Below are 20,567 nucleotides of genomic sequence, written 5' to 3'. Positions count from 1 at the left end.
TGCGGACTCTTCTCGAAGAAATCGCAATCGAGTTCGCTGGTACTCCTGATCCAACGATGCTTCCATCAGCAGAAGGGCGCGCATTGGCGGAAAAAAACAACCAGCGCTGGAATATCAATCTTCCAGAAATGCAGGATGTGCGTTCAATACATCTAGCTGCGAACCCATCTGTCGGCTCACAGGAAACTCCATTGCTTGTTCTGGAGCCTCACAACAAAAAGCCAGGAAGCATTCTTTTCGTTCATGGTGGCGGCTTCGCGTTTTGTAGTCCCAAAACACATGAACGCTGCGCACGCGTGCTTGCAGAAAAGACCCGCTTAACTGCGGTTTTGCCTGATTACAGACTGGCCCCGGAGAACCCCTTCCCGGCAGGCCTTCATGATGTCATCGGTGCCATGCGGGCATTGATCGATGGAAAATTAGAGGGTCTGGTTGGCCCCGTTTATATAGCAGGCGATTCTGCTGGCGCAAATTTAGCACTTTCAGCAATGCTGCATGAGGCAGAAAACAATTATGCACTGCCTAAAGGCGCCCTGCTCTTTTATGGCAACTATGCCATGGATTTTGACACCCCATCGTATCAGGCATTCATCAATGGTCCCGGACTGACCACCGACAGAATGAAGCGTTATTGGAACTGGTATGCGGGTGGACAAGACATTGTTTCACATCCGCTGGCCTGCCCGCTTCAAGCCAAAGATGCAGCCCTAGAAAAAATGCCGCCGCTCTATCTTACAGCGGCAGGCATCGACCCCCTCTTTTCCGATACGATTTTGTTGCACGAGCGACTTTTGAAAATTGGGCGCAAAGACGAATTAGCCATCACAGAAGGCGTTGTGCATGGCTTTCTGCAGTACACGAATGAACTAACGGCAGCTGAAGCAGCGTTGGAGGATGCGGCAACGGCATTAAGCCGAATGGCCTGAACAGAAGGGGCCTTTTAAACAACTGGGAGGAGTTGAAATGTTTAAATCTATTATGCTTAGTGCGGCATTTACCACTGCACTCACAATTTCCGCGCAATCCGCTGAGACCGTCCGCTTCTGGTATCATTTTGACAATCCGGAAAATCCGATGTCGGAATTGGTTTCCAAGTTTGAAAAAGCAAATCCGGAAATTAAAATTGAAGCGGAAAATATTCCGTGGAACAGCTATTATGATAATCTCTACACGTCGATCATTGGCGGCAGCGCGCCCGATGCTGCAATGGTCAAACTGTTCGCGCAGCCACGTCTGACGGAAATGGAAGCACTTGAACCGCTAGGCGAACGGATCGATGGCTGGGCCGGAAAAAATGACCTGCTCGATAATCTGCTGGAACTGAACAAAGCAGCAGACGGCAACCAATATTATCTGCCTATTCAGTATGTCGTTCTTTATCTTTATTATCGTGCTGATCTCTTCAAGGAAGCTGGCTTGGAGCCTCCTAAAACCTGTGACGACTTCCGCAACGCCGCAATCAAGCTGACAGACGCTCCAAATCGTTACGGCTTCGGCCTTCGTGGAGGCAAAGGTGGATGGGATCAATGGGGTGCCTTCGTTCTTTCACAAGGCGGTGAGGTTAAACCCGGAGGATTGACAACCCCATCTGCCGTGGCAGCCAATCAATGGGTGATCGATCTTTTCCAGAAAGACAAAGTCATTCCTCCATCCGCCCCTAATGATGGATTTCAGGAGATCATTTCAGCTTTCAAAACCGGTAAAACTGCTATGACGATCCACCATGTTGGCTCATCTAAGGATCTCGTCTCTGCACTCGGAGATAAGGTATCAGCAGTTCCTGTACCTGAATGCAGCGGTAATCGCTGGACCTCCTATGGCGATGAATCGCTTGCGATTTTCTCGTCCTCAGAAGTGAAAGACGCTGCATGGAAATGGATATCCTTCCTTGCAGAAGGCGAAAATAATGTTTCCTTTAACAGCGCAACCGGCCAGATGACGGTCACAAAGAGTGGCTCAAAAGACTGGAAGCTTCATGATCGCCGGTTCGTTGATGCTACAGTCGAGTCCCTGCCCTTCGCGCATGTACTACCACAAAACGAAGGTACATCAGAATTCGTGAACACGGCGTGGCAAATTGCGATGCAACGCGCACTCGCTGGGCAAATCACCTCCGAACAGATGATGCAGGAACTGGAAAAGCTTTTCCAAAATTAGACGAATAGTTCGCGGAGTTAGCATGGTGGCAAACAAGTGTGCTGTCATGCCTCCCATCGAAAAATGCCGTCGAAATCCAGTTCTTTCATCAGCATGGATAGATAACCTATGTCCGCTTTGCCCTCCGCTTCCCGCGCACCGACGCGCCTTCGCCGCAGAAGCAAAACACTGCTGCCTTACTGGTTGCTTAGCCCTGCCGTTATCGTGACGCTGGTGATCGTCTTCCTGCCTATGGTGCAGGCAGTTTGGACAAGCTTTTACGACCTGCTACTTTTCAAACCAAAAGCAACAGCATTTGTTGGACTCGGCAACTACGTCAAGTTGTTGCAGGACCCGGTATTTTGGACTGCATTCTGGAACACATGTATCTGGATCGGGCTGACTGTACCACTACAGATGGGGCTGGGACTGATAACCGCCCTCTTGCTCAACAGGGAATTCCCATGGCGAGGTTTGGCCCGCGCACTGATAATAATTCCATGGGCATTGCCAAGTGTCGTCATAGCACTCATGTGGCGGTGGATTTACGATCCTAATACTGGCGTTCTCAATGACATATTGCTCAATCTGTCGGTCGTAAGCCAGGCAGTTCCATGGCTGGCCGATCCAAACATCGCCCTCTATGCAATCATTGCCACACTGACATGGCAGGGCTTCCCGTTCTTTGCGATCATGATCCTCGCAGGCTTACAGGGCATTCCCAAAAGCCAGTATGAGGCGGCATCCATCGATGGTGCTTCGCCATGGCGCCAATTCGTAAACGTAACACTGCCCGGCATCGCTCCGGTTTTGGCAACAGCTGGATTGCTCAGAGTGATCTGGGTTGCGAATTCGATGGACGTGATCTTCGTCATGACAGGTGGCGGTCCCGGTTACTCAACCTACACCCTCCCCCTCTATGCATTCGTAAAAGCGCGACAAAATCTCGATTTCGGCTATGGCACAGCAATCGCTGTCACCTTCACGCTGCTGCTCGGAGTTCTGGTTGTTCTTTATCTTGCCCGTACAATGCGTGAGGTGGAAAAATGAAACGTCAAAGCACGCTCAAACGCGTATTAACCACCGACCTGCCAGTCGCCTGTATCGTATTATTCGCCTTAGCCCCATTCGCATGGATGGTTTTGACATCGCTCACACCGACTGAGCAGCTATCAGCGAGCGGTGTATCCCTGTCACCATCAGGCTGGAGCCTCGATAATTACGAGCGACTTTTTAACAAAGCCCAGTTCTACAAAAACATGCTCGACAGCCTCGTCATAGCAGTTGGTACAGTAGTGTTGGGCCTGGCGGTTTCAGTAACAGCAGCCTATGCGCTATCGCGTTTCCGCTTTATCGGGCGCAAATTGTTCATGATGCAGTTTCTGCTCATCAACATGTTCCCAATCGTGCTGCTAATTCTACCACTTTTTATTCTCATGCGGAAATACGGCATTCTGGACACCTATTTCGGGCTTATTCTCGCAAACGCCACGGTCGCAATTCCCTTTTCGGTCTGGATGCTAACAAGCTACGTTGCGGCTATTCCCAAAAGTCTTGACGAAGCTGCGATGATCGATGGTTGCTCGCGTCTTGCTGCGCTGCGCCGAGTGATCATTCCGCTGATGATGCCGGGTATTATTTCTACCGGCATCTACATCTTCATCACGGCATGGAACGAATATCTCTATGCGCTCACACTTGGTGGCAGAAATGTGCGCCCCGTTACAGTCGCGATCCAAACCTTGATCGGTGAATACCAGATCGAATGGGGATTGCTGGCAGCCGGTGCTGTTGTCGGCGCTATGCCCGCAACCATTCTTTTCCTGCTCGTTCAAAAACGCCTTATCGGCGGCCTCACACAGGGGGCAGTCAAAGGCTGACACCTCCGTTCCCTAATAATTCTTCAAGCAATCGAGGAAATATCATGAACCCCATAGGGTTGATTTCAATGCAATATGCACGCCCCTTCACGGCCGAGCATTTTCCGCTGTTCCATAAAATGCGTAAACACGGATTTGAGTTTGTGGAGTTGCTGGTGCCTGAACCCGGCGAACTCGACCTGAAAGAAACACGCAAAGCACTTGATGACGCAGGACTTGGCGTCGTGCTTGCGGCACGCGTTAATCTTGAACGTAACATCTCGTCTGCTGACAACAACGCCTATCAGGGCGGCGTCGATTATCTCAAATACACTGTCGATTGCGCCCATTCACTCGGCGCGCAGGTTGTCGGCGGGCCGCTGACCGGGAACCCCCTCGTATTTGCTGGCCGCCCTCCTCAGCCCGTTTCAGAAGATGAGCGCTTGCGCCGCAAAGATAGCTGCGTAAAAGCCCTGAAAATTGCAGGGGAATATGCTCACGGAAGCGATATTCTGCTCGCAGTCGAACCGCTTAATCGTTTTGAAAGCGACGTTCTTTGCACGACGCAACAAGCAATCGAACTGTTAGATGCAGTTGATCAACCAGCAATCAAGCTGATGCTCGACACTTTCCATATGCACATGGAAGAAAGCTCAATTCCAGAAGCAATCAGGCTTGCAGGCGATCTGGTCGTGCATTTTCAGGCTAACGAAAATCACCGCGGCTTTCCTGGCACGGGCGCAACAGACTGGGTAGCGGTTTGTCGCGCACTACACGAGATCGGTTATACAGGCCCGATTTCGCTTGAACCTTTCCGCCGTCAGGATGATCGTTACGGCGTTCCTTTTGCGCAGTGGCGCGCCCCGCACGAGGACGAAAGTGATCGTTTAGCAGCCAGCACTGCCTTCATGAAAAGCCACCTCCTTCTCACGGAATATCGTCGATGACCCTCAAAATTGGTTGGATTGGTTGCGGCATCCACGCAACCCAAATGTTGCTTCCTCAGCTTGTTCGCTATGATGTGGAGATTGCCGCACTCTGCGATGTCGACCCGGTACGGCTAGCAAATGCCGGACGACAGTTCGGGGTACGCGCACTTACAAATGATGTTGAAACCCTGCTCAACACACCCGGTCTTGATGCAATTGGCATGGCTGTCGGCCCTGATCAGCATCTTGCCTTTGGTAAAGCCGCACTGGAACGCGGCCTACCTGTATTCATGGAAAAGCCACCTTCTGGATCGGCCGAAGGCGCGCGAGAACTTCTCAAAGCTTCCGAGAAAACGAAAAAGCCACTGCTGCTCGGTTTCATGAAGCGCTATTCTGTCGGAAACAAAATTGCTTCAAATATCATACGGTCGGGTCAATTCGGCGACGTTCTCGGGCTGACGGGCTATTATATGACGGCTCCCGGTTATTTCGCGGGCAACGTCGATTACACCGGTTTCTTCCTGCACCACTGCGTCCATTATATGGACCTCGTCTCCCACTTGGTTTCCCCTGTTCGAAAACTGACAGCCAAGAAAGTCGAAAAACAACCGGGCAAGCTGCTTATTCACGCGGCTTTCGACTTTGAATGTGGAGCTATGGGCAGCATTGCCATGGGGACTATGCAATCGCGTGGAACACCCGTCGAGCGCATTGAGCTAATGGGAGATCATCAGCGTATCGAGGTAGATAATGTCATTGATGTGCGCTGGCATCGCAATCCTGCATTCAAGATAGATGATCCCAAAGCAACGCTATCAAGCGAATGCGATTCACTGACTTGGAAGCCTAACTTCACTGCAGCTGCGAACGAAGATCCGAAGGGCTATCATTCGCTGCTGGCCGATGTCGTTCCGGCGCTAATGGGCGAAGATACACCGGCACCAAACATCATAGACGGTGTTATCGCCATGGAACGCTTAGAGACCATGCGAAAGGAAATAGGACTGTAGTGCCAGCTGATGTTTAACATCAGAGCGAAATTATCAAAGAAAAATGGCCAAGGATTTGCCTGAGTTCGCTTTCTTTAGGCATTTGCGAACGATTGTAACTGCTACTAGATGGTTGCTTTTTGACCCGGTCAGTTCCTATACGTACACTTGAGCGTAGAATTACGGTCAATCTGCAACGTAATCAACGTAACTCCACACTTAACGCCAGTAAATAGGTATAACTCCGGCACATATGGCAAATGCACTTTTGCCATATGTGCCAAACTGCTCGACTAACCGACTATAAAGGTCAAGATCAGTTTTCGCAGTCGTCATCTGATCACTGCATTCAAACTAAAATTCACTGATACAATTTTGATATCGAACCTTCTAATTGGCGGATGTAAAACGTTAGAAAGATAATAGGTTTCGGTATTACACATTTATCGTTCAGCGCGGAATTTTGTATGAAGAATGTAGACGTTTTGGCGATCACAGTAACATGCTTGATCACATCAATCGTACAGCTTTGCGCGCAAGAATCTGACTTCAGTCTTACTTATCACGTCGAACGAACTCCAAGCCACGCACTTGATATAGAAAACTGCTGATCAGTGTCGAAAGCTCAACCAGAGCAGCCAGTTTTTTGGTTAGTTTGCAGCAGTTTCCGCAACAGCCGATTATTGTCAGCGGTGGCGAGCAAGGGCGCGGTGTTTTCACGGTTCAATGTATCGCTGTCGAAGATGTGAACGTCAGCGTTGTGCAAGGCTTCGATTATAAAGAGAATAAGGGCGAAAACTGTTGCGGGGTTTAATGAACTGCAGAATGGTGAGCGGTAGCTTGATCAAAAACGGTATTGTATTCCTGTCAGCATCGCTTTTAGCCGTGTTGACGATAAGCGGTCCTGTTCGTTCAGATGGTTTGCAACCTCATCAGCCGCTCGGCATCAGACATGTTTGCGCACCCGCACAGGTAAGCGCCAGTCCCGGAAAGTCAGCTCAGCATTCGCTTAGTTCCAGAGATGAAATCCAACTGGAAGACATCACCTTTGGATCAGACAATAAGCCTTATTTTGCAGTCAATTATGCCACCGGAACCGGGCTTCAACGTGCCACGGGTTTTTTGCCAATCGACCAGGTCTTTAATTTCTGCGACTTTGAAAAGCGCGCAGTGAACGGCCAGAGCTTTCTGGCTCCTCCAAACACCTGCCACCTGATTGCAGTTGAAACAAGCTCGGTCGCCGCTTTGAATAAAGAAGCATCGGCTCTTGAAAAATTCCGCGCTTCCATGGCCGCCTACCGAATGAGCAATGGAAATTATGCACTGTCCCTTGGCTTGCTCAATACGCGCGCGAGTGAAGCGATACTGCGGCAAGCAGATGGCATTCCCACGACCAGCCAATGCTCAACCGGTGCAGAATTTGCTGAAGCGATGCTGAAAGCCGAAAACACGTTTTCAGAAGGAGAAAGCGGACGCTTTGCTTCCGACGCCGAACGTCTGGCCGCAGCTCACGATTTGATGCGTAAGGGAGTGCAAACGACCGATGCAGCTGTTTTAAAGCAAGCCTGTGATTTGGGAGCTTCAGAAGCCTGTAGTCGCTACGCTGAAGTGATCTACGACGCGGACGATCCAAACGGAACCTTGCCTGCAACTGTTACCCATTATGCCCTTATGGGGTGCATGGGCGGGAATGTGCTTGGCTGTAAACTTGCGATCAATCGTGCTGAAAACACATTGGAAAATGCGCAGTTTCGTGCCGTTGACGGCGGAACCCGCAATCCTGACGATCTTGTTGTTTTGGAACTTGCAAAGCCTGGCTGCGATGCACGACAGGCTGTGAGCTGCATCTTATTAGCGCGTGGTACAGCACCTTATAAGACACCGACACTCATTCAGGCGGCATCGAATTTTGCTGCCATGCTGATCGCATGCAGAACCAGCATTACCTGGGCATGTGAAGAACTTGAGGACACCTTCGCACAGGTTGTTCAGGCGCGTAAAGGCTACGCCTCCGCAACGGCGGATGAAAATTACGCGCTGGGATCTTTTGTCGAGGAATTCTGTACTCCAGGCCCTGCTAAACCCAACGTCCCTCAATGTAAGCCCGGTTATCTGAAATACCGTGATTTTCTACAAACTACAAAAATTTCGGCAACTGGCGACACAAGAATTGAAAAAGCGAAAAGCTTTCTGGAAAGAGGCTGCACTGCTGGTGATCCATCAGCCTGTGCCGCCCAAACCAGGCTGGGCGATCACTGGCCTGCCGAAGCCCGAAGCAGAGCAGCAGCAAGGGCGAACGATTTATGTGCGCACCAATCTGAGAAAGACAGCGTTTGTGATGGATTGGCGGCGGCTCTCGACCCTGAGCTTAGTGGAGCAAAACCCGCTCAACGCGAGATTTACGGCGCTCTTGTTGCGAAATGCATGACCGACAGAACCTCCGATGGACCACAGGCTTGTAGTGCTGCCGTTACAGCCTATAAGTCACTGGAGGAAGATAATCAGCCGTCCCGTATTGAAGTTATGCTTTCTGAAGCTTGTAAGGGTGAAAATGTCAACGGCTGCCAGGCACTGGCTTCACTTATAGCCGAGAAATCCCAGAATCGATCGCCAGACAATGAAGATAAAGAAGCGCTTTTGTCAGCCCTTCGCACCGGTTGTCGCTTTGATGATAGCCCTGCAAGCACATGTCTTACCTTAGCAGATACTCTTGCTTCCAGCGGGGATAACGCCAACGCAGCAGATGTTTACGCAAGAACTTGCGAGTATCAGATCAAGAATGCAGTCAGAAGACCGAGGGATGTCAGCATCTGTTATAATGCAGCCAAATTCGCACTGGCGCAGAAAATCCAATATGCCGATGCGCTTCGCTGGTCAGAATTTGCCTGTGGTGCCGAAGATCTTGGACTGTCACCCTATGCCTGCAAACTGGCAGGTAATATCCACGCATCCGGCCTTGGTGTTGAGCCCAATCCGCAGGAAGCAGTGATTGCCTATCAAAGTGGATGCTTTCATTCGTTTGTAAAAACCACAGATGGCGAAGCCTGTATCAAGTACGGAAATATTCTCCTGGATACACTCAATCATCTTGGTGAGACTGGCGCTCCCAAATTAATCCTTCCGGGAAACATGTATGACGACACCCAAAATCCAATTGGAATTGGATCGGAGGCCTCGCGCGCATACGACATGGGTTGCATGGACAATATTAAGCAGGCTTGTCAGTTAAACCGGAAGCTGCTCGATGACTGGAGTAACGGGCGTTATCCCCATAACCGTGTTCGCTGTCGCGTTCAGGATGACCGCGGATCTGTGTCTTCTGACAAGATATGCCGCGAGTTTCCTTTTTATCAGGCAGCTGGACAATTAAAGGAACAGCGTCATCAGGTCAGATTAGAAGTGTATGTCTGGCCAGATGGCGACAGAACCGTGGTCTATCAAAAGGACGGAACATGGCTTTTAAATGAAGTCATAACAGATGGCGTTCGAAGTGACAGTGCAACAAATTGCTGGCTCAACCCAATTTCAAAGCGGAGCTTCTGTGTGGAAACACTCGAGCAATGACGTTATGAAACGGAGACAAACAGTGGAAATATCATTCCGATTACCGGAGAGATGAGCACGCCACGCCTGCAATGATTTACAAAACTACTTCAAATCATTTTGACGGCAGACAGATTTTTTAAAACTGGCAGAGCATTATAGACAGACACTAGCACTAAAGAAAAAAGACCCATATTGAGCGCGAAGTCCTGATATATCCATTTAACTGGCTAGCCAAACCCCACAGACAAGAGATCTGAAGAAGAATGTACTGTTTCGCTCTTTAGATTTGCCATTGTCCAGCATAGGATAGCAGCAGCGGGTAAGCTGCACAAAAACGTCTTGATCCATTGGGTTGTCCGAATTTTCATCCTAAGGAAAAGCCTTAAAACCTGATCTATTTTTACTATTCGACACAAGGTGACTACTAAATTTCGAATGAAAATGGAGCAGATCTGCATTAAGATAATGCAGATGTTATACTATTGTTTTAAATAGTTATATTGATCAGATTCTAACCAGACAAATTGTCTGAAATAATCGAAAATCAGTTAGCATTATCCACTATTTCATTCAACATATTTTTCCAAAGATCGACTAGCTTTCTACTGGTATCGACATCCGGATCAAAACTCTGATGAACAGCGATGCCGCGCAGCACTGATAAAATGAGATGAAGCTTTAGAGTATCCGTTTGGTTCTCAGGCTCAAAACCTACCAGTTTAGATACGCGTAAGTCACGTATATTAACCCATCGCTTCATTTCATCACGCAATCGCTGACCCAGTTCGTTATCCAATCGTGCCGCCAGCATCAATTCAATTGCAGCAATGTATCGTTTGTCTGCAAAGATGTTTAGCCATAGCGTTTCAGTGAGTTCAGATAGGGAATATCGTGTCTCATCTGGATTAGACGCAACAGGATGAACTATCTCCCAGTCTTCATGAAGCTGTCGAAGAGCTGCCACGAGAAGATCATTGCGCGAAGGGAACTGGTGCGTCAGCGCACCACGCGAAACTTGTGCCTTTTGAGCAATCATAGCTGTTGAAATGAGTCCATGACCAACTTCGGCAAGCGCCTCGAGGGTGGCTTGGCACACTCTTGACCGCGTCGATAACGAGCGCTCCGCCTGCGTTTTTCTACTCAATTGCGCTGAATTTCGCGCCCTGATCGGCTTAGCGGAGCTGTTCATGGGATGACGTCTCTACAAATAATTACAGATTAAATTACTGCCTCGATATTAAGCGAACTGCATCTAAAATCAACATATGCAACGAACAACATCCATTTAAATCTATGTTAAAACAGAGGTATAGGCGAGTTTTCAACATAAAAACAAACTGACCTGTTTTTATGTGGACAAACCGAAACCCCCGTGCAAGGATGAGGGCAATATACTTACTGTATACAAGCGCCGAAACTGGCGCATTATGGGGAATGAACGATGACGAGTTATGTGTTTTTCGGCGGTCAGATTCTTGATGTTGATAGCGGCGCACTTAAATCCGGCTTGGAAGTACTGGTCGAAGGCGATCGCATCGTAACAGTTAGTGACCAGCGAATTGACGCTCCTGACGCGCAAAGAATTGACTTGGCAGGCCGCACATTGATGCCAGGCCTCGTTGATGCACACGTGCACGTAGCAGCAACGCTCGTTGATCTCGCCGAAAACGCCGCTTTACCGACATCTCTTATAGCTCTGCGTAGCGCCAAGATCATGCGTGATATGCTGATGCGCGGATTTACAACTCTGCGCGACCTGGCTGGCGCTGATCTTGGCTTGAAACTTGCTGTCGACGAAGGCGCCGTTGAGGCCCCTCGCCTCGTTATATGTGGTAAAGCATTAAGCCAAACAGTCGGCCATGGTGATTACCGTAAGCGCTACGACAATCGTCCCTTACATGAAGCCCGGCTGGGAAGTCTGGGTCGCATTGCAGATGGCGTAGATGAAGTGCGTCGCGCCGCACGCGAAGAAATCAAAAATGGTGCACAGTTTATCAAAATCATGGCCAATGGCGGTGTCGCATCGCCTAACGACCCCATTCACGTACTGCAATATTCGCGCGAAGAAATTTGCGCCATTGTTGAAGAAGCCGAGAATTACGGGCTTTATGTTGCCGCGCACACCTATTCAGATGCCTCTATTCGCCGTGCTGTCGAATGCGGTGTCAAGTCATTGGAACATTGCAACCTCATAACGCCTGAGACTGCACGACTGGCTGCCGAAGCTGGTGCAATCGCCTGCCCAACACTCGTTGCCTATGAAGGGCTAGCGTTGGAAGGCGCAAGCTTCGGTCTGAGTGAAGATTCCCAATCCAAGATTGATACGGTACGTCGTGGTGGACTAGAGTCGTTGGCGATTATGCGTGATGCCGGTCTTCCAATGGCATTCGGGTCCGATTTGCTCGGCCAACTTCACAAATACCAGTCGATGGAATTTTCCTTACGCGCAAGCGTTCTGACGAACCGCGAAGTGCTGCATTCAGCGACCAGAGTTTCGGCAAAGCTCTGTGGCATGGAAGACGAAGTTGGGGTGATCATGCCAGGCGCCTATGCGGACCTTTTGATTGTAGATGGGAATCCGCTTGAGGATATCACCACGTTAGAACGTCATGACGAGTGCTTGATTGCAATCATGAAGGGCGGCGTCTTTCATAAAAACGCTCTGGCGGAGTAAGTCACATGGTCCGAGGCAATTCTCTTTCAGAACGCCTGGGACGATTGGGAGCAGCAACAATGATAGCATTCAGCCTTGTGCTGATGCTTCTGCCCCTTGTGCTGGTGTTCTGGCTCTCTGTGATCTCGAACGAGATACTGTCATTGCCGGTTGAAGGCTACTCGCTCCACTGGTTTTCGGAAGCCTTTCGCCAGCCCCAGTTTTTCAGTGGCTTCCTGCTTTCTATCGCTGTCGCTAGCTTTGCAATGTTTGCTGGCCTTCTGGTTTCAGTTCCTGCGGCAATTGTGATTATTCGGCGCAGTTTTCGCGGTCGAAGTGCATTGATCCAACTTTTAATGTCACCTCTTACGGTGCCAGCAATCGTCATTGGTGCGGCACTCTATGTCACTGTAGTTGAAATCGAAATTGCCTCTGGAGCCCCGATTGTCGGTTCGACGGGTGTCTTTGTGGCCGGGCATGTTTTGCTGACAATTCCGTGGTGCATTCGCTTGCTTCTGGCCTCGCTCGAAGGTGTAAACATGACAGTTGAGGAGGCTGCGGCTTCCCTTGGTGCCAAACCATCAACTGTTGTCTGGCTTGTAACGCTGCCACTTATCAAGCCAGGGATTTTTGCAGCGGCCGTGTTCTCGTTCGTCGTCAGTTTCGGCAATCTTGAGGTATCAATTTTCCTCTCTGCTCCAGGACAAGTGACGCTTCCGGTTGCGATGATGCAGTATCTGGAATGGAAGATTGATCCAACGATCGCTGCCGTTTCTGTTCTGCAAGTGCTTTTTGTGGCGCTGATGCTGATGATTTCCAACCGCTTTGTAAATATTTCGAGGATGGTCTGATGGCTGACGTTCAAATTCAGGGACTGACCAAAACCTACGGGGCTTTCCGGGCCGTATCCGACATGACGCTTGACGTTCATGAGGGCGAGTTCCTTATCTTTTTGGGACCATCAGGTTGTGGCAAGACGACAACTTTGCGCATGCTGGCTGGCTTTATCGAACCAGATGCCGGAACCATGCGCTTGGGCAGCAGGGAAATCACTTACGAGCCTCCGCATCGACGTAATATCGGTCTGGTGTTTCAGAACTATGCGCTTTTCCCGCATCTGAGTATTTTCGAAAATGTTGCCTTTGGCCTTCGCCGCAGAAAAGTCGCAGAACCAGAACTGAAAACCCGCGTACAGCACGCTCTTGAGCTTGTAGATCTTGGGCACTTGATGGACCGCTTACCCAAACAATTATCCGGCGGTCAGCAACAGCGTGTCGCCATTGCTCGCGCTATCGCAATTCGGCCGGATATGCTGCTTCTCGATGAGCCCTTATCCAATCTGGATGCTCGTTTGCGTCTGCAAGTCCGTGATGAGCTTCGCAGCCTGCAAAAAACACTTGGTATCACGACAATTATGGTGACTCACGATCAGGAAGAGGCCATGTCGGTTGGTGACCGGTTGGTACTGATGCGTTCAGGTGTGATTGAACAGATCGGCAATGCGGAACAGTTGTATAAGCAGCCTGCAAACCGCTTTGTTGCTGATTTTATCGGTCGGGCGAATTTCCTGACCGGACAAACAACGGACAATGGGATTTTTACGACTGATGGCGGCGTGCGGTTTCATGCAGCTCTTAGTTCCAAAACTGCAACCGAGGTGCTTATCCGACCAGAGGCACTCAGTCTAAGCAAAGCACCCTTACCTTCCGCGCAAAATAGTCAGACAGTTACTATTAAAAAACATGTGTTCCTCGGCGGCATGGTCGAAATTGACCTCATGCTAAGCGACGGTCAGCATCTGACGGCCGTTTCTTCACCGCGCGAACTCAATGAGGCAGGTATTCATCTTACTCCTGAAAACTCGATAACAATGAGCATCGCGCCGGAGGACGTCGTGTTGTTTTAGTCTCTCATGCCCAAATGAGGCAGCAGACCTCTGGGAGTGATCCACCGACGATAAAAAGGGGAATTAATATGACAAAAATAAGCAGACGTACTTTTGGAATTCTTTCCGGCAGCCTTCTGGCCTCTACAATGATGCCTTCTTTTGCTAAAGCCGCAGGACGCGTTGTCGTTGGTACTTGGGGCGGAGATTATCAGAATCTCCAGCAGATCAATATTGCTGATGGCAATCTGAAAGGCAGTGGAACACAGGTCATTTATGATCCTGCAACTGATACAGTGCGCAAGGCAAAACTTCTGGCCGAGCGTCGTTTGCCACGCGGATCAATGGACATCGCTTGCCTCACCCGTCAGGGCAGCTTTGAGATGTTTCAGAACGGGCTGACTGAAGAACTGGATGAAACTAAGGTTCCCAATCTGAGCAAGGTTCTTCCATTCATTCGCACCAATTACTCTATCCCGCATATCTATACGGGTCGTGTCATTCTCTACAATCCAAAGCAGGTGAGCCCTGCCCCCACGTCTTACGCAGACTTGTGGGATCCAAAATATGCTGGTCGTGTGGGCGTGATCGATCTGCAGTATCAGACGACAATTGAATCTGCTGCCATGATTGCAGGTGGTAGCGCGTCGGATTACGAACCCGGCAAAGCCAAATTGCTGGAGCTGAAAAAGCAGGGTGTAAAAATATACCCGACCAATGAGGCTCTCGCACAAGCGTTGAAGTCTGGTGAAATCGTGATGTGCATCATGTGGAATGCGCGCGGTTACATGTGGAAAAATGCTGGCATCGATATCGAAATTGCCATTCCGAAAGAAGGCATTGGCCTTTATTTGTCGGATATGACCGTTCCGAAGAACGCGCCGAACAAGGAAGCTGCATATCAGTATTTGAACGCCATGCTTGAAGAAGTACCGCAAACGGCATTTGCTGAGCAGATGGGGTATGCGCCGACAAATGCCGAAGTGAAGTTGCCAGCGGAACTTGCATCAGCCGTTGATTACACAGCGGAGCAACGCGACCAATTTGTATTGCCCGATCTTGAGTACGTCGCAAAAACCGACGCTGATCTGCAAAACTGGTGGAACAAAGAGTTCAAGGCCTGATTCTCGCCACATCCTGTCTGGCTCCGGCCAGACAGGTACAGCTCCAGCTTTCTCGGTATAGCCATGCAAAAAAACTCTTTTTCCGCCGCCGCACTTCTTATGCCTGCGACCGGGCTGGTCCTCCTATTTATGGCCCTGCCGCTGCTTTATCTGTTGCGTTATAGTTTTAATGACTTTGTGCCCGGTGAGTTCATGGTGCAGGGCTTTACTATAGCGAACTTTGCAACGTTCGTTACCGATACATATTACCTGAAAGGCATGGGTACGACATTACTCATGGCAAGTTCAGTTACCGCAGTCTGCATCATACTCAGTTTACCTCTGGCAAACTGGATTTCACGCCAAAGCGGCAGTCTCAAAACGTTGCTTCTTATGGCTATTATCCTACCACTCTTTATCTCGAACGCTGTTCGTGCTGCTGGATGGATGGTGGCTTTTGGTCAGACGGGTGTGTTAAATTTTCTTCTTATGAAGATTGGTATCATTTCTACACCACTGACGATCATGCAGACGCCAACTGCCGTTTTTATTGGCATAACTGCAGTCAATCTCCCCTATGTAGTTCTCACTCTACAAAGTGTCTTCGAGGGCCTGGATGAGAATATTGACTACGCAGCAGCTAGCCTCGGCGCGTCACCGTTACAGAGCTTTATGCTCGTGAGAATGCCACAAATTATGCCCGGACTTCTTGCCGCTTCGGTGTTGTCGTTCATTCTGACAATGAATGCATATGCCACGCCAGTACTTCTCGGCGGTCCATCGTTCCGCATGATGGCTCCAATGATCGTGACAGAAATCTTGAACAAAGCAAACTGGCCTCTTGGGGCTGCCCTCGCCTTCATTCTTCTAACCGTAACGGTCACAATATCAGTGCTCGCCGGGCTTTTTATTCGCCGGCGCTACTAATGAGGAAGGCCGGTCAGGGTCGCTGAACTAACTCCCTATTTACTTACGATGACGCTCGCTATCGACTTTTCCAAAGCGGAGAATTCGGTAGCCTCACGCGCCTTGCTATTGACGATCAGATGTGAAATTTCCTCGATTGTACAGAACACAGAACGGGCTGGCGCGCCGATTTTGGAATGATCAGCAAGAATTATAGTCTTTGCTGAGTTGCGCACCATGGCTCGCGCTATTTCGGCTCCGTGGACAAAATGATTCATAGCTCCTCGCTCAGGGTCAATACCCCATGGAGCCAATAAAGCCACATCAGCGCGATAGCGATAAATGTCATTGATTGTTGACGCGCCCCAGGTTTCAAGAGGATCCTGACGCACGTCGCCAGGCAACAAATGCACCTTATAACAATGATAAGAATCGCTTTCTTTTCCTGAGAGCAATCGCGCTACGTCGATTGAATTGGTTAGGATATTCAAGCCTGTAAGACCATGATGGTTAGCTAATACTTCCGCCATCACAGTCGTGGTGGTGCCAGCATCAATGAACAAAGTCATGTCATTGGAAAGCAGATTAAGGGCTTCCAACGCGATGGCTTGCTTCTCGAACAGTCTTTGTTTGATACGCACATGATAGTCAGTATCTTCCTTGGCAAGCGGCACAGCGCCACCCCTGACACGCTTCAGTTTGCCTGCCTGCTCAAGCTCCATGAGATCGCGCCGGATCGTTTCGCGCGAAACGCCCATTTCCTCCGTGATCTGGTCAATCGAGATACGACCAAAAGCCGTGAGATAATCCCTAATCTTCTTATGCCGCTCATCCTGCCACATGACTCTATCCGTCCGCTTTGTTTGGCATATAAAAAACACAGAAAAACACATATGCCAACTATTGCCACATTTTTTATTTGTTGCTAGTTTTATTTAAGGGAAATTGGGGGAAATATAATGTCGACATCAGAATTGGATCATTATGTTGGTTTCGCAGCCGCTTTAGCAGACATGGCGCGCGAAACATTAGCAAATGAACTGAACTGCAATGAGAACGCAGTTTCTGAAATCGAAGTGAAGCCGGACCGCAGTTTGGTCACGAAGTATGATCGCGCCATAGAACACCGTCTGCGTGTAGAAATTCGCAAACAATATCCACATCATGGCATCATTGGTGAAGAAGAAGGCAGTATTGATGCACAGGCATCGCATGTATGGGTTCTTGACCCCATCGATGGCACAGCACCCTTCATCGTAGGTATACCAGTCTGGGGAACACTGATTGCACTGGCAATTGACGGCGTGCCAAAGGTCGGCGTGATCGACAATCCCGTGCTGGACACAAGATGGATAGGTGCTGCTGGACAAGCAACGCGGCTCAATGGGCAAATTGTGAAATGCCGCCCATGTGAAAGCCTTGCCACTGGGCTTATGACCAATTCCAATCAGGATTATATGTCAGCTGATCAGCTACCTGTTCTGAATGCACTGCGCCGTCGAACTGCCAACCGAGTATATGGCGGCGCTTGCCTCAATTATGGAAGACTTGCTGAAGGGCGCACAGACCTCGCTGTCGATGCCGGACAGCAAATATATGATTTCGCTCCATATCGTCCGATTATCGAAGGTGCGGGTGGAAAAATCACAGACTGGCACGGCGAACCGCTGACTTTAGCCAGCAACGGCACCATTCTTGCGGCTGGCGACGCGCGTTGCCATGCACAGGCACTGGAAGTGGTGCATTCCGGTCTGGCGGAGGCAACTCCAACGGCGTGAAATTCGCCCCTATCTTACTGTTAAATTTAACTAAAAATAAGAGTGGGAACTCAAGTATGGGCATTAAAATCCAAACCCTAGATGTGACTTATGGAGAAGAAAACGTCATCTCCCAATTATCACTAGATATTCCTCAGGGTTGCTTTTTTACTCTTTTGGGACCGTCCGGCTGCGGCAAGACAACATTATTGCGCACTATTGCTGGATTTGTAGCAGCGTCTAATGGCTCAATCCGTTTCAGTGATACAGACGTCACGCACCTGCCACCGCATAAGCGCAATATCGGGATGGTTTTTCAAGATTATGCACTTTTTCCCGACAAGACGGTGCAGCAGAATGTTGCCTATGGTCTTAGCGCCCGTTGCGAAAAAGGCGAGAGCGCAAAAGCCAAGGTTGGTCAGGCGCTTGAACGTGTTGGCCTCAGTCATCTGGCACAACGTCATCCCGCCGCATTATCGGGTGGGCAGCGCCAGCGTGTAGCCCTCGCCCGTGCTCTTGTCATCAAGCCAGCAGTTCTGTTGATGGACGAACCCCTGTCCAACTTGGATGCCAAGCTGCGCATCCAGATCCGCGAGACAATTTGCGAGTTGCAGCGCGAGGACAATATTACCACGGTATTTGTTACTCATGACCAGGAAGAAGCACTGGCTATGTCAGACCACATTGGTGTCATGAACCGTGGAGCGCTTGAGCAAATTGGTACACCCAAACAAATTTATACGACACCACGTACGAGCTATGTGGCTGATTTTGTCGGCTCTGCTAACTGTATACCGGTCGATGTGCAGTCCGTACAAAATGACTATGCTAACGTCTCCATCGGTACGCAAGTAATCCGCGCTGCCGATCATCGCGGCGAAAAATCAGGCAAACGTGGCACTCTGATCCTTCGCCCTGAAAATCTTCATATCTCCGCGGCACGCCAGCAGGGCCAGCAGGCAATCTCCGGCTCGGTCCGCAGTCGTCAATACCTAGGCACCAAGACAAGTTATCGTCTCGATCTTCATGACGGACAGCAACTCGTTGCCGAATTGCATGGTCAGAACCATGATGCCTTTGAACTGGGCGATCAGGTCCATGTTACGATCAATCCGGATCAGGCGCTGGTGATCGCATCATGAAAAAATCACTTCAAACACCCTGGTTCTGGTTGAGCCTACTGGCTCTGGCGCTGTTATGCGTCTTTATACTCTACCCGCTCATAACCATTCTTAGCGCCAGTTTTGTAGGCGAAGGTCAGAATGGCTGGATGCGCCTGTTGGACAATCCACGCTATATCGCCGCGATACAGAATACACTCATACTCGCCTCTGTCGTCACCATATTCTGCACCATTATTGGTGTTCCGTTGGCATATGTGGCGGCTCGCTATACTTTTCCCGGCAAGTGGCTCATTGCTCTTTTGCCATTGATTACCTTAGTGCTCCCAGAAGTCATAGCAGCCCAAACCTGGCTCATGATGTTGGGCAATAATGGTTTAGTGACGAGATTTCTTAAGGGCTACGGGATCATCTTACCAAGCTTCTATGGCTGGTTTGGCCTCATCGTCTCCATGAGCTTCATCTATTACACCTATATCTACATTGGTGTCGTAGCGGCGATTGGTAAGTTCGATGTGCAACTCGAAGAGGCAGCTCAATCGTTGGGAACAAGCCCAGCAAAATCTCGCTTGCGCGTCATGCTGCCAGTAATTCTGCCAACCGTTCTTGCCTCGGCTTTGCTCGTTTTCACAATGGTAGTCGGAAACTTTGCCATCTCTATGATTTTGAGCCATCGACTGCCATTGCTTTCCGTCGTCACTTATCAAGCGGCAGTGGCAGACGGCGCCAGCGACATCACCATGCAATCGACGCTTGCCAGCGTGTCCGTGTTAATCGTTATGCTCGTGCTTTTTTGCAACCGGTTTGTGGTGTCGCGTGGGCGTTTCGAAATTGTTCAAGGGCGCGGAGCAAAACCTATACCTTTGCGGGGATTAAACGGTCTGCTGGTCGCTGTAAGCGCAGGATTTATAGTAATAGTATCACTGTTGCCACTTTGTATGATCGTCGTCGGCGCGTTCACCGCATCGCGTGGACCCGTGATGCAATGGGGCAACTGGACATTTTCCAACATAGCCCGCGTTTTCGTCACGGCACCTCAGCCGCTCGTCAACTCTCTCACCTATGCAGCGACCGCCACGTTCATATCGATTATCTTCAGTGCCGTAGTCAGCTATCTGATCGTAAAAAAGCCAAATCTTATTACCCCGATCATTGATTACATATCAGCCATTCCACTCGCTTTATCGGGCACGGTTTTGGGCGTTGGCCTTCTGGCAACCTTCCACGGCGGCTGGTTGCCATTGTCCGGCACCGCGATGATCATTGTATTGGCCTACGTGGTACGCCGGATGCCTTTTGGTATGCGCAACTCACAAGCCATATTGCAGAACATTCCAAATTCGATTGAAGAAGCGTCGATCAGCCTTGGTGTTCCACCAGTACGATCTTTCTTCAAGGTTGTGCTTCCTATGATGTTACCGGCAATTGCATCCGCCGCAATCCTGACATGGACAACCACGGTTGCCGAATTATCAGCGTCTATTCTGGTCTATTCCGGTGGGCGGGAGACACTACCAATTCAAGTTTTCCGACTGCTCGATTCTGGCCTCATGGCATACGCATCAGCTTACGGCTTAATATTGGTAACAGTCATTCTGGTACCGATCATCATTGCCACAAAACTGTTCCGGATCGATGTTTTTGCTTCCAAATAAACAGACGAAGCAGATCAACTGCTCAACC

At 49.7% G+C, this 20,567-nt stretch carries 18 protein-coding genes; 16 read left to right on the top strand and 2 right to left on the bottom strand.

Annotated features, from left to right (window positions below):
- Positions 1-83 precede the first annotated feature (83 nt).
- From CEV32_RS02900 to CEV32_RS02870, 8 genes are all read left to right on the top strand, one after another.
- Positions 84-926 (top strand): alpha/beta hydrolase, encoded by an 843-nt coding sequence (locus CEV32_RS02900; RefSeq protein WP_235818698.1) that lies wholly within the window; start codon positions 84-86, stop codon positions 924-926.
- 37 nt (positions 927-963) lie between these two features.
- A complete protein-coding gene (locus CEV32_RS02895; protein ID WP_208620790.1) occupies positions 964-2,157 on the top strand; it encodes an ABC transporter substrate-binding protein in 1,194 nt (397 codons plus the stop codon).
- 108 nt (positions 2,158-2,265) lie between these two features.
- Positions 2,266-3,186: a carbohydrate ABC transporter permease gene (locus tag CEV32_RS02890; RefSeq protein WP_094573973.1), complete on the top strand. Its 921-nt coding sequence runs from the start codon at positions 2,266-2,268 to the stop codon at positions 3,184-3,186.
- Positions 3,183-4,016 (top strand): carbohydrate ABC transporter permease, encoded by an 834-nt coding sequence (locus tag CEV32_RS02885; RefSeq protein ID WP_094573971.1) that lies wholly within the window; start codon positions 3,183-3,185, stop codon positions 4,014-4,016. The genes CEV32_RS02890 and CEV32_RS02885 overlap by 4 nt, the downstream gene beginning before the upstream one ends.
- Before the next feature lie 44 nt (positions 4,017-4,060).
- Positions 4,061-4,942, top strand: a complete 882-nt coding sequence (locus CEV32_RS02880; protein ID WP_094573969.1) for a sugar phosphate isomerase/epimerase family protein — start codon at positions 4,061-4,063, stop codon at positions 4,940-4,942.
- Entirely contained in the window at positions 4,939-5,934 is a 996-nt protein-coding gene (locus CEV32_RS02875) for a Gfo/Idh/MocA family protein (RefSeq protein WP_094573966.1), read from the top strand. The genes CEV32_RS02880 and CEV32_RS02875 overlap by 4 nt, the downstream gene beginning before the upstream one ends.
- A gap of 583 nt (positions 5,935-6,517) precedes the next feature.
- On the top strand, positions 6,518-6,727 hold the full coding sequence (locus tag CEV32_RS24065; RefSeq protein ID WP_374882759.1) for a DUF6180 family protein: 210 nt from the start codon (positions 6,518-6,520) through the stop codon (positions 6,725-6,727).
- Between the two features lie 356 nt (positions 6,728-7,083).
- Positions 7,084-9,477, top strand: coding sequence for a sel1 repeat family protein (locus CEV32_RS02870; protein WP_143128782.1), 2,394 nt, complete (start codon positions 7,084-7,086; stop codon positions 9,475-9,477).
- Between the two features lie 526 nt (positions 9,478-10,003).
- Here the strand turns inward: CEV32_RS02870 and CEV32_RS02865 are convergent.
- Positions 10,004-10,648 carry a TetR/AcrR family transcriptional regulator gene (locus CEV32_RS02865; RefSeq protein ID WP_094573961.1) on the bottom strand — a complete coding sequence of 215 codons (645 nt, stop codon included), beginning with the start codon at positions 10,646-10,648 and terminating at the stop codon, positions 10,004-10,006.
- Between the two features lie 252 nt (positions 10,649-10,900).
- On the opposite strand from CEV32_RS02865, the gene CEV32_RS02860 reads away from it, so the two are divergent.
- From CEV32_RS02860 to CEV32_RS02840, 5 genes are all read left to right on the top strand, one after another.
- On the top strand, positions 10,901-12,133 hold the full coding sequence (locus CEV32_RS02860) for a metal-dependent hydrolase family protein (protein WP_094573959.1): 1,233 nt from the start codon (positions 10,901-10,903) through the stop codon (positions 12,131-12,133).
- Positions 12,134-12,192: 59 nt separating this feature from the next.
- Complete coding sequence (locus CEV32_RS02855) at positions 12,193-12,963, top strand: ABC transporter permease (protein ID WP_094573957.1); 771 nt, start codon at positions 12,193-12,195, stop codon at positions 12,961-12,963.
- Positions 12,963-14,018 (top strand): ABC transporter ATP-binding protein, encoded by a 1,056-nt coding sequence (locus CEV32_RS02850; RefSeq protein ID WP_094573955.1) that lies wholly within the window; start codon positions 12,963-12,965, stop codon positions 14,016-14,018. The genes CEV32_RS02855 and CEV32_RS02850 overlap by 1 nt, the downstream gene beginning before the upstream one ends.
- 68 nt (positions 14,019-14,086) lie before the next feature.
- Complete coding sequence (locus tag CEV32_RS02845; RefSeq protein WP_094573953.1) at positions 14,087-15,121, top strand: ABC transporter substrate-binding protein; 1,035 nt, start codon at positions 14,087-14,089, stop codon at positions 15,119-15,121.
- 63 nt (positions 15,122-15,184) lie between these two features.
- Entirely contained in the window at positions 15,185-16,027 is an 843-nt protein-coding gene (locus CEV32_RS02840; protein ID WP_235818697.1) for an ABC transporter permease, read from the top strand.
- 35 nt (positions 16,028-16,062) lie between these two features.
- On the opposite strand, the gene CEV32_RS02835 is transcribed toward CEV32_RS02840, so the two are convergent.
- The gene (locus CEV32_RS02835) at positions 16,063-16,848 is read right to left on the bottom strand and encodes a DeoR/GlpR family DNA-binding transcription regulator (protein WP_094573949.1); all 786 of its coding nucleotides are present in this window, start codon (positions 16,846-16,848) and stop codon (positions 16,063-16,065) included.
- A 117-nt stretch (positions 16,849-16,965) separates the two neighbouring features.
- On the opposite strand from CEV32_RS02835, the gene CEV32_RS02830 reads away from it, so the two are divergent.
- Genes CEV32_RS02830 through CEV32_RS02820 form a run of 3 tightly spaced genes read left to right on the top strand, consistent with a single transcriptional unit; the run spans position 16,966 to position 20,539 of the window.
- On the top strand, positions 16,966-17,784 hold the full coding sequence (locus CEV32_RS02830) for an inositol monophosphatase family protein (protein WP_094573947.1): 819 nt from the start codon (positions 16,966-16,968) through the stop codon (positions 17,782-17,784).
- A gap of 56 nt (positions 17,785-17,840) precedes the next feature.
- The gene (locus CEV32_RS02825; protein ID WP_094573945.1) at positions 17,841-18,905 is read left to right on the top strand and encodes an ABC transporter ATP-binding protein; all 1,065 of its coding nucleotides are present in this window, start codon (positions 17,841-17,843) and stop codon (positions 18,903-18,905) included.
- Positions 18,902-20,539 carry an ABC transporter permease gene (locus CEV32_RS02820; protein ID WP_094573943.1) on the top strand — a complete coding sequence of 546 codons (1,638 nt, stop codon included), beginning with the start codon at positions 18,902-18,904 and terminating at the stop codon, positions 20,537-20,539. The genes CEV32_RS02825 and CEV32_RS02820 overlap by 4 nt, the downstream gene beginning before the upstream one ends.
- The last annotated feature ends 28 nt before the right edge of the window (positions 20,540-20,567 follow it).

It is taken from the genome of Brucella rhizosphaerae (assembly GCF_002252475.1).
GTDB classification, from domain to species: Bacteria; Pseudomonadota; Alphaproteobacteria; order Rhizobiales; family Rhizobiaceae; genus Brucella; species Brucella rhizosphaerae.
This window is presented reverse-complemented; position numbering and strand designations above follow the sequence as displayed.

Bases quoted from the DNA above. Each gene is read 5' to 3' on its own strand.
- CEV32_RS02895 (WP_208620790.1), top strand. From the start codon at position 964: ATGTTTAAATCTATTATGCTTAGTGCGGCATTTACCACTGCACTCACA.
- CEV32_RS02850 (WP_094573955.1), top strand. From the start codon at position 12,963: ATGGCTGACGTTCAAATTCAGGGACTGACCAAAACCTACGGGGCTTTC.
- CEV32_RS02875 (WP_094573966.1), top strand. From the start codon at position 4,939: ATGACCCTCAAAATTGGTTGGATTGGTTGCGGCATCCACGCAACCCAA.
- CEV32_RS02865 (WP_094573961.1), bottom strand. From the start codon at position 10,648: ATGAACAGCTCCGCTAAGCCGATCAGGGCGCGAAATTCAGCGCAATTG.
- CEV32_RS02840 (WP_235818697.1), top strand. From the start codon at position 15,185: ATGCAAAAAAACTCTTTTTCCGCCGCCGCACTTCTTATGCCTGCGACC.
- CEV32_RS02825 (WP_094573945.1), top strand. From the start codon at position 17,841: ATGGGCATTAAAATCCAAACCCTAGATGTGACTTATGGAGAAGAAAAC.
- CEV32_RS02885 (WP_094573971.1), top strand. From the start codon at position 3,183: ATGAAACGTCAAAGCACGCTCAAACGCGTATTAACCACCGACCTGCCA.
- CEV32_RS02820 (WP_094573943.1), top strand. From the start codon at position 18,902: ATGAAAAAATCACTTCAAACACCCTGGTTCTGGTTGAGCCTACTGGCT.
- CEV32_RS02845 (WP_094573953.1), top strand. From the start codon at position 14,087: ATGACAAAAATAAGCAGACGTACTTTTGGAATTCTTTCCGGCAGCCTT.
- CEV32_RS02830 (WP_094573947.1), top strand. From the start codon at position 16,966: ATGTCGACATCAGAATTGGATCATTATGTTGGTTTCGCAGCCGCTTTA.
- CEV32_RS02835 (WP_094573949.1), bottom strand. From the start codon at position 16,848: ATGTGGCAGGATGAGCGGCATAAGAAGATTAGGGATTATCTCACGGCT.
- CEV32_RS02890 (WP_094573973.1), top strand. From the start codon at position 2,266: ATGTCCGCTTTGCCCTCCGCTTCCCGCGCACCGACGCGCCTTCGCCGC.
- CEV32_RS02855 (WP_094573957.1), top strand. From the start codon at position 12,193: ATGATAGCATTCAGCCTTGTGCTGATGCTTCTGCCCCTTGTGCTGGTG.
- CEV32_RS02880 (WP_094573969.1), top strand. From the start codon at position 4,061: ATGAACCCCATAGGGTTGATTTCAATGCAATATGCACGCCCCTTCACG.
- CEV32_RS02860 (WP_094573959.1), top strand. From the start codon at position 10,901: ATGACGAGTTATGTGTTTTTCGGCGGTCAGATTCTTGATGTTGATAGC.